This window comes from Paenibacillus sp. P4_A7 (assembly GCF_056402455.1).
Genome location: NZ_JBFUHJ010000635.1, coordinates 1 through 2385, shown reverse-complemented (window position 1 = coordinate 2385; position 2385 = coordinate 1). Strand labels below are relative to the sequence as shown.

2 protein-coding genes are annotated in these 2385 nt (G+C 45.4%); one reads left to right on the top strand and one right to left on the bottom strand.

Annotation, left to right across the window (positions count from 1 at the left end; translation table 11 throughout):
• Window positions 1–204: 204 nt before the first annotated feature.
• Entirely contained in the window at window positions 205–1683 is a 1479-nt protein-coding gene (pdxR, locus tag AC1DWN_RS32220) for a MocR-like pyridoxine biosynthesis transcription factor PdxR (protein WP_477562920.1), read from the bottom strand.
• A gap of 200 nt (window positions 1684–1883) precedes the next feature.
• Here pdxR and AC1DWN_RS32215 point away from each other — a divergent pair, with 200 nt between their 5' ends.
• Window positions 1884–2282: a pyridoxamine 5'-phosphate oxidase family protein gene (locus AC1DWN_RS32215; RefSeq protein WP_477562919.1), complete on the top strand. Its 399-nt coding sequence runs from the start codon at window positions 1884–1886 to the stop codon at window positions 2280–2282.
• The last annotated feature ends 103 nt before the right edge of the window (window positions 2283–2385 follow it).

Here is a 2385-nt window from a genome sequence, read left to right as displayed (position 1 = left end):
AACCACTAACCACTAACCACTAACCACTAACCACTAACCACTAACCACTAACCACTAACCACTAACCACTAACCACTAACCACTAACCACTAACCACTAACCACTAACCACTAACCACTAACCACTAACCACTAACCACTAACATTATCTTACGCACATCAATCAACTTTTTTCGATCATCATTCTTTATCTAAAAAGCATCACTCAGCGCTCTTCATACATTGATTTCCAGCAATGCTCCATACACTGGATGCCCTTTATTATTTCTTCTTCGCTTAGATGAGCAAATCCGAACATCGCCGTAGGCTTACGATAATTCGGGATATTACTGCATCTGTTGTTGCTATTGCTATTGCTTATGTTACTGTTCTTTGTGTTATTGTCATCCCCTTCCCCCTCCAGCCAATAATGATCACCGCTGCTCCAACTGACACCCGCGTTCAGACACAACTTTCGAAACCTCTCGTAATCAGCCTCATGCCCTCTCCACTGTGCATATTGATGCAAATCTGAATCCGATGGCGAGAAACGGAAAAGCTGCTCCAATAAACGGCCCGCTTCTTCACGGAATGTTAGGAGTCGCCTTCCGTACAACCTTTTTTGCCTGCGCACATGGCGCTTGTACTCGCCGTTAGCTATAAATTCTGCCATCGCCCGCTGCCTTGCTATACCGCTTGGATACGGCTCTAACAAATACATCGCTCGTCTAAACGGCTCCCGAATTGGAGCGGGTACGATCGCATACCCGAGACGAAGATCGGAGAACATCGTTTTGGAGAAGGAGCCTACATAAACGACTCGTCCCTCATGGTCAATTGCCTTAAGCGGCTCAGCAGGCCGACCGCTTAATCGAAATTCACTGTCATAGTCATCTTCAACAATAATTGCCCCTTGTCTTGATGCCCATTCCAGCAGTTGGATTCTCCGTTCAGGAGCTAGCTGAACACCAGTCGGAAACTGTCTGGTCGGTGTGACGAATAGCAGTCTCGCTTTCCAATTGTCCGGTATGAGTCCATAATCATCGACCTCACCACTAATAACCTCTCCACCCGCCGATCGAACTGCTCTTACCAGACCTCTAAAGGAAGGGTTTTCTAGAACAACGCTGTCCCCAGGTTCTATAAAAAGCATAGCTAGCAAAGCGATTGCATACGTCGAACCGCTAGTAATAAAAATATCATCCGCGCTAGCTATAATACCTCTTTCTCTCCTAAGCTCATGTATGATCGCCTCTCGGAGTGGTAAATAGCCCTCAATAGTGGCTTCACTCTCGACCCGCTTCTCAAACTCCTCACGTATTTGCCCAAACATAGCTGTTTTCCATTTTTCGATTGGAAAGGATTGCTTATCAATAGCACCAGCGTTAAAATCTATCGCAACTCGCGCTTTATCAAAATGTTTCTTACACTCCGGGATAGCTGGCAACCGATTGGCCCAAGAGGATAATCGTAAACTCGCGCTTATTTCTGGCAGCTTCAGATCAAAATCAGGCTGTCGATAAGAAACGTAAGTACCGCTTCCTTTCACAGCCCGCACATAGCCTTCCGCAAATAGCATATCGTACGCTTGATTCACTGAACCCCGGGAGAGCTCAAACTGATCCGCCATTCTGCGGCTAGATTCCAGTCGTTCACCTTCCTTCAGCAAACCACTCAGAATCATCTCACGCAATGTTAGAAACAGTGCTTCCGCTTTTCTATCCGTCTCATTAAAATATCGTTCGTAGGCAATACGGCAATAATCCTGCAGCTCTGACCACTCCTTTTTGTAAGACTCTCACTTGAAATTGGTCTAGTCAATCCAAGTTAAATTGGATCTTCTTTTATGTCAATATAGAAGTTAAGCTTAGACTATTCATAGAACATGATGGGGGTCGTTACAAGATGAGGAGAAAGGAATTAGAAGTTAACGAGGGGACAGAGCTAGAACAGTTTCTAGACGAAATGAGCTTTGGCTTTCTTAGCACTGTAAAGGAGGATGGCACTCCGTCGATTACGCCGCTTAACTATGTGTATTTGAATGGGACTATTTATTTTCACGGAAGCTGGATCGGAGAGAAAATGAAAAGCATAGCCGGCGATGCACGTGTATCATTTTGCGTAGCTAAAGAATATGCGATCATCCCATCCTATCTATCCGATCCGGTGCTGGCATGTCCCGCAACCGCTTTTTTCAAATCCGTTCTTATTACAGGGAAGGCAGCCATTGTGAAGGATGCGATTGAGAAAGCAGAGGCGCTGCAAGCTTTAATGGTCAAACTGCAGCCAGAAGGCGGATATTAGCCGATAGCAGCGGAGAAGGACATGTACAGAGGACGTTTGAAAGGGGTAGCAGTCGTAAAAATCGAACAGCAGCAAATTACGGGAAAATTTAAATTTGGTCAAG